Annotated in this window: 8 protein-coding genes; 3 read left to right on the top strand and 5 right to left on the bottom strand. The window is 71.2% G+C overall.

Annotation, left to right across the window (positions count from 1 at the left end; all coding sequences use genetic code 11):
- From D180_RS07710 to D180_RS07720, 3 genes are all read right to left on the bottom strand, one after another.
- Positions 1-961: aldehyde dehydrogenase family protein (locus D180_RS07710; protein WP_017912337.1), on the bottom strand; the 961-nt coding region annotated here is incomplete at its 3' end.
- Positions 962-987: 26 nt separating this feature from the next.
- Complete coding sequence (gene ald, locus D180_RS07715) at positions 988-2,100, bottom strand: alanine dehydrogenase (RefSeq protein WP_017912338.1); 1,113 nt, start codon at positions 2,098-2,100, stop codon at positions 988-990.
- Between the two features lie 64 nt (positions 2,101-2,164).
- Positions 2,165-3,541 carry an aspartate aminotransferase family protein gene (locus tag D180_RS07720; RefSeq protein WP_017912339.1) on the bottom strand — a complete coding sequence of 459 codons (1,377 nt, stop codon included), beginning with the start codon at positions 3,539-3,541 and terminating at the stop codon, positions 2,165-2,167.
- 199 nt (positions 3,542-3,740) lie between these two features.
- Here D180_RS07720 and D180_RS07725 point away from each other — a divergent pair, with 199 nt between their 5' ends.
- Positions 3,741-4,289, top strand: coding sequence for a cupin domain-containing protein (locus D180_RS07725; RefSeq protein ID WP_017912340.1), 549 nt, complete (start codon positions 3,741-3,743; stop codon positions 4,287-4,289).
- A 70-nt stretch (positions 4,290-4,359) separates the two neighbouring features.
- The gene (locus D180_RS07730) at positions 4,360-5,862 is read left to right on the top strand and encodes an aldehyde dehydrogenase (RefSeq protein ID WP_043090623.1); all 1,503 of its coding nucleotides are present in this window, start codon (positions 4,360-4,362) and stop codon (positions 5,860-5,862) included.
- A gap of 161 nt (positions 5,863-6,023) precedes the next feature.
- Here D180_RS07730 and D180_RS07735 read toward each other — a convergent pair whose 3' ends face one another.
- Complete coding sequence (locus D180_RS07735; RefSeq protein ID WP_017912342.1) at positions 6,024-6,521, bottom strand: DUF1203 domain-containing protein; 498 nt, start codon at positions 6,519-6,521, stop codon at positions 6,024-6,026.
- 170 nt (positions 6,522-6,691) lie between these two features.
- On the bottom strand, positions 6,692-7,285 hold the full coding sequence (locus D180_RS07740; protein ID WP_051064790.1) for a hypothetical protein: 594 nt from the start codon (positions 7,283-7,285) through the stop codon (positions 6,692-6,694).
- A 621-nt stretch (positions 7,286-7,906) separates the two neighbouring features.
- On the opposite strand from D180_RS07740, the gene D180_RS07750 reads away from it, so the two are divergent.
- On the top strand, positions 7,907-8,316 hold a 410-nt coding region (locus D180_RS07750; RefSeq protein ID WP_043090624.1), incomplete at its 3' end, for a formate dehydrogenase accessory sulfurtransferase FdhD.

The following is an 8,316-nucleotide window of genomic DNA, read 5'->3' on the forward strand; positions in this document are numbered from 1 at the left end:
GGCCGGCGTCGGCCTGCCCCGCGCCCAGGCGCAGCGCGGCCACGCGCGGCGCCAGTCTGGCCACCAGGGCATCGGCCAGCGCGTCGCCCACGCACACCGCCACCGAGATCGCCATGCAACGTTCGCCGGCCGAGCCGTAGCCGGCCCCGAGCAGGGCGTCGGCGACATCGTCCAGGTCGGCGTCGGGCAGCACCACCAGGTGATTCTTGGCCCCGCCCAGCGCCTGCACGCGCTTGCCCAGCGCACTGCCGCGCGCGTACAGGTCGGCGGCCACCGCGGTGGAGCCGACGAAGCTCAGCGCCTGCACCTGCGGGTGCGCCAGCAGTGCGTCCACCGCCGGTTTGGCGCCGTGCACCACGTTGCACACGCCGGCCGGCAACCCAGCCTCGTGCAGCCATTCGGCCAGGAGCAGCGACGCCGAGGGTGCATGTTCGGAGGGCTTGAGCACGAAGCTGTTGCCGCAGGCCAATGCCACCGGCAGCATCCACAGCGGCACCATCGCCGGGAAGTTGAACGGGGTGACGCCGGCCACCACGCCCAGCGGCGCGTATTCGCTCCAGGCGTCCACGCCGCGGCCGACGTCGTGCGAATGCTCGCCCTTGAGCAGGTGCGGGATGCCGCAGGCGAACTCCACCACCTCCATGCCGCGGACCACTTCGCCGCGCGCGTCGGTCACGGTCTTGCCGTGCTCGGCGCTGATGCAGCGGGCCACGTCGTCGGCACGGCGTTCCAGCAGCTCGCGGAAGCGGAACAGCACCCGCGCGCGCTGCAGCGGCGGCGTCGCCGCCCAGCCGGGAAAGGTCGCACTGGCGGCACGCACCGCCATCTCCACCGCATGCGCGGCGCCCAGCGGCACGTGGCGCTGGACGGCGCCTGTGGCCGGGTCGAAGACCTCGGCGTGCTCGTCGCCGCGGAAGGCGACGGGCTGGCCGTCGATGTAGTGGGACAGGGTGTCGCGCATCGTGCTCGATCCTCGGATGGACAGCGTCAGCCCAGCGCGTCCAGCGGCCGCACGAACTCCTGGCCCAGCGCCTGCGCCACCGCGCGGTGGGTGAGCTTGCCGGCGTGCACGTTGAGGCCGTTGCGCAGGTCCTGGTCGTCGCGCAGCGCCTGCAGCCCGTGTTCGGCCAGCAGCAGCACGAACGGCAGGGTGGCGTTGGTCAGGGCGAAGGTGGAGGTGCGGGCGACGCCGCCGGGCATGTTGGCCACGCAGTAATGCACGATGCCGTCGACCTCGTAGGTCGGCTGCTGGTGCGTGGTCGGGTGGCTGGTCTCGAAGCAGCCGCCCTGGTCGATCGCCACGTCCACCAGCACCGAGCCGGGCCGCAGCAGCGCCAGTTGCTCGCGCGACACCAGCTTGGGCGCGGCGGCGCCGGGGATCAGCACCGCGCCGATCACCAAGTCGGTGTGCGGCAGGCACTGCTCGATCGCATCGCGGGTGGAGTACAGCGTGGTCAGTTGCTGGCCGTAGAGTTCGTCCAGGTACTTGAGCCGCTCCAGCGAGCGGTCCAGCACCGTCACCCGCGCGTGCAGGCCCATCGCCATGCGTGCGGCGTTGATGCCGACCACGCCGCCGCCGATCACCAGCACCTGCGCCGGCTTGACCCCGGGCACGCCGCCGAGCAGCACGCCCGAGCCGCCCTGCGCCTTCTCCAGCGCATGCGCGCCTGCCTGAATCGCCATGCGCCCGGCGACCTCGCTCATCGGCGCCAGCAGCGGCAGGCCGCCGTGGCCGTCGGTGACGGTCTCGTAGGCGATGGCGGTGCAGCCGGAGCGCTGCAGCGCCGCGGCCTGCTGCGGATCCGGCGCCAGGTGCAGGTAGGTGAACAGCAATTGCCCGGGGCGCAGCATCGCGCATTCCTCCGGCTGCGGTTCCTTGACCTTGACGATCATCTCGGCCTGCGCGAACACGCTGGCCGCATCCTCGGCGATGCGTGCGCCGGCGCGCTCGTACTCGGCATCGGTCAGGCCGATGGACTGGCCGCCGCCGCGCTGCACCAGCACCTGGTGGCCGTGCAGCACCAGTTCGCGCACTCCGGACGGGGTCAGCCCGATCCGGTATTCGTGGTTCTTGATCTCTTTCGGAACGCCGACCAGCATGAGCGGTTCTCCAGGCAGACGCGGCGCGTGGGGAGCGCGGGCGGTGGGTTGGGTGAGGGAGGGGTCAGGGCGTGCTGCGGATCATGTCCGCCAGCACCGCGAAGATGCGCTCGATGTGCGTGGCTTCCACGATCAGCGGCGGCGACAGCGCGATGGTGTCGCCGGTGACGCGGATCAGCAGGTCGCCTTCGTGGAAGCAGCGCTCGAAGATCTCGTAGGCGCGCGCGCCGGGCGCGCCCTTGCGCGGCGCCAGTTCGATCGCGCCGATCAGGCCGAAGTTGCGGATGTCGATGACGTGCGGCAGGTCGCGCAGCCGGTGGATCGCCTCCTCCCACACCGGACCCAGCTCGATCGCCTTGTCGAACAACTGTTCCTCGGCGTAGGTGTCCAGCGTCGCCAGCGCCGCGGCACAGGCCAGCGGATGGCCGGAGTAGGTATAGCCGTGGAACAGGTCGATGGCGTTGGCCGCACCGTGCGCGAAGGCCTCGTGGATGGCGTGGGACACGAACACCGCGCCCATCGGCACGCAGCCGTTGGTCAGGCCCTTGGCGGTGGTGATCATGTCCGGGGTCACCCCGAAGCGCTGCGCGGCGAAGGCGTGGCCGACGCGGCCGTAGCCGGTGATGACCTCGTCGAAGATCAGCAGGATGCCGTGCTTGTCGCACAGTTCGCGGATGCGCTGCAGGTAGCCGTGCGGCGGCAGCACCACCCCGGCCGAGCCGGAGATCGGCTCGATGATCACCGCGGCGATGGTGGAGGCGTCGTGTAGCGTCACCAGCCGCTCCAGGTCCTCGGCCAGTTCCGCGCCATGCGTCGGCAGGCCGCGCGAGAACGCGTTGCGCTCCAGGTCGAGCGTGTGCCGCAGATGGTCCACGCCCGGCAGCAGCGGGCCGAACGCCTTGCGGTTGTTCGGCAGGCCGCCGACCGAAATGCCGCCGAAGCCGACCCCGTGGTAGCCCTTCTCGCGGCCGATGAAGCGGGTGCGCTGGCCCTCGCCGCGGGCGCGGTGGTAGGCGAGTGCGATCTTCAGCGCGGTGTCCACCGACTCGGAGCCGGAGTTGGTGTAGAACACGTGGTCCAGGCCCGGCGGCGCCAGTGCCACCAGCCGCTCGGCCAGCACGAACGGCAACGGCGAGCCCATCTGGAAGGTCGGCGCGAAATCCAGCGTGGCGATCTGCCGTGCCACCGCCTCGACGATGCGCGGCCGCGCGTGGCCGGCGTTGCAGCACCACAGCCCGGCGGTGCCGTCGAGGATCTGGCGCCCGTCCACGCTGCGATAGTGCATGCCCTCGGCCGAGGCCAGCAGCCGTGGCCGCGCCTTGAACTGGCGGTTGGCGGTGAACGGCATCCAGAACGCCTCCAGCGCGTCCGGCGCGCGGGTGGCCTGCGCGGCGTAATGGTCGGACAGCGCCTGGGACGAGAGGGGCGGCTGAGGGCGCATCGCAGGCTCCACGCGAGGGATGTTGAAAAAACTTTACACCATGGCGCTGCGCCGGGTGTGACCCGGGGTGTCGCAATTCGCGCGAATCGGGCGGGCTTTTCCTGGTTGCGCCGCAACACGGGCGCGCCGCCCGAAATTGACCGTCCGGGGCGGGTGTGTAAAGTATCCGGCAACACCGCCACCGGCGTTCCCATTCGCGATGGATATCGGCGCCCGCCTGCATCGGGTTCGCACCGCCCACGGCCTGAGCCAGCGCGAGTTGGCCAAGCGGGTGGGCGTGACCAACAGCACCATCTCGCTGATCGAGCAGAACAAGGTCAGCCCGTCGGTGAGTTCGCTGAAGAAGGTGCTGGACGGCATCCCGATCTCGCTGGCCGAATTCTTCACCCAGGACCTGGACCCGGGCGAGGCCGATGCGCCGTTCTACCGCGCCGACGAACTGCCCGACGTCGGCAGCGACGGCATCCACTACTACCTGGTCGGCCAGCATCGCCCGCAGCGGCAGATGTGCATCCTGCGCGAGGTGATGCCGCCGGGCAGCGACACCGGCAGCGCGATGCTGGTGCACGACGGCGAAGAGGGCGGGGTGGTGGTGGCCGGCGAGGTGGAGATCACCGTCGGCAGCCAGGTGCGGGTGCTGCGCGCGGGCGAGGGCTACTATTTCGAAAGCCGGGTGCCGCACCGGTTCCGCAACGTCGGCCGCGAGACCGCGGTGCTGGTCAGCGCCAATACGCCGGCCACATTCTGAGCCGCATGCGCGCCGCGCCGCCGCCGGCCGTCGCGTGCTTCCGATCCTTCCGCCGCAGCAGGAGTTCCCGATGACCGCACCCCGCACCCGCGACGCCTGGCAGGCGCTGGCCGACACGCTGCGTCCGCGGACCCAGGCCTTCATCGACGGCCGCTACGTCGATGCCGCCAGTGGCAAGACCTTCGACTGCATCAGCCCGATCGACGGCCGCCTGCTCGGCCGCGTGGCCGAGGGCGAGGCCGCGGACATCGACCGCGCGGTGGCCGCGGCGCGGCGCGGCTTCGATGCGGGGCACTGGTCGCAGGCCAAGCCGGCGCAGCGCAAGAAGACCTTGCTGGCGTTGGCCCAGTTGGTCGAACGCCATGCCGACGAACTGGCCTTGCTGGAATCGCTGGACATGGGCAAGCCGGTGCGCGATGCGCGCGCGGTGGACCTGGCGGCGACGGTGCGCTGCCTGTCCTGGACCGCCGAGGCGGTGGACAAGCTCTACGGCGAAGTGGCGCCGACCGGACAGGACGAACTGGGACTGATCACCCGCGAGCCGCTGGGCGTGGTCGGCGCGATCGTGCCGTGGAATTTCCCGCTGCTGATGGCGGCGTGGAAGATCGCCCCGGCGCTGGCCGCCGGCAACTCGGTGGTGCTGAAACCGTCGGAGAAATCGCCGCTGAGCGCGTTGCGCCTGGCCGAACTGGTCGCCGAGGCGGGCATTCCCGACGGCGTGTTCAACGTGGTGCCGGGCTTCGGCAAGGGTGCCGGCGAGCCGCTGGCGCTGCACATGGACGTGGACGGGCTGGTGTTCACCGGCTCCACCGCGGTCGGCCGGCGCCTGCTGCAGTGCGCCGGGTTGTCGAACATGAAGCGCGCGTACATGGAATGCGGCGGCAAGAGCCCGAACCTGGTGTTCGCCGATGCGCCGGACCTGGAACAGGCGGCGCAGGCGGCCGCCGCGGCGATCTTCTACAACCAGGGCGAGGTCTGCACCGCCGCCTCGCGGCTGCTGGTGGAGCGTTCGATCAAAGATGCCTTCGTCGAACGCGTGGTCGCCGCCGGCCGCACGCTGCAGCCGCGGCATCCGTTCGACGACGACGCGGCGATGGGCGCGCTGGTCGACGAGACCCAGACCCACCGCGTGCTCGACTACATCGCCCGCGGCAACGCCGAAGGCGCGCGCCTGCTGCTCGGCGGCAAGCGCGTGGAGGTGGTGCCCGGCGGCTGCTACGTGGAGCCGACCATCTTCGACGAGGTCGGCCACGAACACACCATCGCCCGCGAGGAGATCTTCGGCCCGGTGCTGTCGGTGATCGCCTTCGACGACGAGGCGCACGCCCTGCGCATGGCCAACGACAGCGACTACGGCCTGGCGGCGGGCGTGTGGACCCGCGACATCGGCCGCGCGCACCGCGTGGCGCGCAAGCTGCGCGCCGGCAGCGTGTGGGTGAACTACTGGGATGGCGGCGACATGACCGCCCCGTTCGGCGGCTACAAGCAATCAGGCAACGGCCGCGACAAGTCGCTGCACGCCTTCGACAAGTACACGGAGATGAAGGCGACGTGGATCAATCTGGGTGAGTAGCGGGGAGTGGGGATTTGGGATTGGGGATTGGTGAAAAGCGGGGTTGCGGCTGCGGATGTCGTAGGAGCGTCTTCAGCGGCGATGGGCGTTTCCGGTAGTGCTCATCGCGGCTGAAGCCGCTCCTGCAACGCCGGGGGCGTTCCAGGTCGCGGCGCAGCCACTCATCCCCGATCCCGACTCCCCAATCCCGGCTCCCGCTCCACCCGGCACGCGAAACAGCCCTGCCGCGCATGATGCAGGTGCAGGTAACGCACCTGCGGGTCGGCGAAGGCGCAGGCGATCGCGGTGGCGATGCGTTCGCCGGGCTGCACGTCGGCGGCGATCAGCATGTCGCTGGCGTCGTAACCGCGCAGCGAGATCAGGCGGCGGACGATGGCATCGGGTACTTCGCCCGGCGCCGGTGTGGCGGTGGCGACGTGGCGGCGCACGTAGATCGGGCCGGCGGCGCGGTACGGGGTCTGCGCGGGTTGGTGCAGGTAGTGCAGCAACAGCAGTTCCTCGCCGGGCCGAGCGTCCTCCAGGCTGATCCGGCAGGGATAGCCGAGCGCGCTGTCGGCGCGGAGGCGCCGCGCGTGACGTGCCTGCAGCTGTGCGTCGTCGAGATCGAACAGCGGGTCGAACGCGGCGGCCGGCAGGCCGACGCAGCGGAAGCTGGACATGGGCGCTCCAGTAACGAATGGAGCGCGCAGCGTGCCGCTCGCCGCGATCCCGCGCTGGCCGTATTCGGACCCGGCATTCGACCGGTGCCCGGTCCGGCATGCGCGCAGCGCCGGGCCGGGCGGTGTGTCTCGGTAGCAATGCCGTGCCGCCGCCGCGGCGCGTCCGCGCCTCAGCGCGGCAGGTAATCGGCGAAGGCGACTGGGTGCCGCGGATCGGCCGACTGCACCTGGTCGCCGTCCTTGACCAGCGCCTCGGCGTCGGGCGAAGGATTGGGGTTCATCTCCCAGCGCTGCTGGATGCGCTTGTGGAACAACCACTGCTTGCGCTGCGTGTCGTAGCGGAAGGTGATGAAGTCGGTCCAGTGCTGGCCGCAGGAGACCCCGTTCTGCACGGTGAAGTAGCGGCCCTTGGCGGCGAACGGTTCGTCGCCATCGGTGAACGGATCGCACTGGCCGCCCTCGTCGCGCTTGAGGATCACCCGGTCGTTGCGCGCAGCCAGCCGGAAGTGGCCGTCGGCCTGCTGCACGAAGATCAGCAGCGGTCGCGCCGGGGCCGGATCGCGCTGCGCCTCGCCACGCTGCTGCAACGCGACCAGATAATCGGCGCGGCCGTCGCCATCGAGATCGGCCTGCAACTGCGCCAGCGGCTGGTAGCCGGCCGGCACCTGGCGCAGCACATCGGCGGGAAGGTCGGCGGCGTTGGCGGTGTGGGTGCCGAGCAGCACAAGGCCGGCGGCAAGGCAGAGGCGGAACGGGATGGGCATGGGACGGTTTCGCAAACGTGGGGCCGCCAGCCTACCCGACCGGCGGGTGATGGCGGCAGCGCGACGTGGCGGCGGCGTGCGTCGCCACGACGCGGCTTGCGCTGGGGCTTCTTGCAGCGCACAAGGAAACGCGCCTGCCGCGCGCCGCGGCGCCGATCGCAGCCGGGTGGGGGCGCGGCTGTTGAAAGGGGGGCGGCATCCGTCGCGGGTCGCTGGGTGTGCCTGCGCGGGCGCTTGGAAACGGCAGCGTGCCCACGCGCGCGGGCGACCGTGTGGCTGGGCCAGGCGCTGGCCGGCGCTTCGGCCCGCACGTGCGTGGGTCGGGTTGGCAGGGCGTCACCCGCGCTGCCAGTGGCGATTGGCCTGCCGCCCTCACAGGTGTACAACACGACGCTGTAGCATCCTTGGCGGGTAGCAAGGCGTGTCCGATCGGCGCCCGCATGAAGCTGGTCGTGGGCTGACGCGGGGAGGCGGCAGCCGCGGAAGGCCTTCCGGCGTGCGGCACGGTCGCCGACGGCGGTCACCGCTGCCCATGGTGCGGCCGAGCGACGCGAGTGCCCCGGCATCCCCGTCGCACGGCAGAATGCGTTCGTGCTGTTCCACTGAGTCCGGAGGGTCGCGATGTATTCGGGTGCGTCATCCAGGCCAGGTGCGGTCGCGCGCGGCGTGCGTCGCCACCGCGACGGGCGCACTGCGGTCGCCCAGGACCTGGTCGCGGCCGAGGTGCCGGTGGCGTTCGCCTACAACGACACGCCCTTCGTGGTGATGATGGCCACGCCGGAAGACCTGGAGGATTTCGCGCTGGGCTTCTCGCTCAGCGAGGGCATCGTCGCGGCGCCGGCGCAGCTGCGCGTCGAGGCGGTGGAAACGTATCTGGAAGGCGTGTCCCTGCGCCTGCAGATTCCGCCGACGCAGGCGGCGGCATTACAGGCGCGGCGCCGCAACCTGGACGGGCGCAGCGGCTGCGGCGTGTGCGGCAGCGAATCGCTGGAGTCGGTGTTGCGCGCGCCGCGGCCGGTGCCGGCCGGTAT

Origin of the sequence: Xanthomonas sp. SHU 166 (assembly GCF_000364685.1) — a bacterium.
Taxonomy (GTDB): domain Bacteria; phylum Pseudomonadota; class Gammaproteobacteria; order Xanthomonadales; family Xanthomonadaceae; genus Xanthomonas_A; species Xanthomonas_A sontii.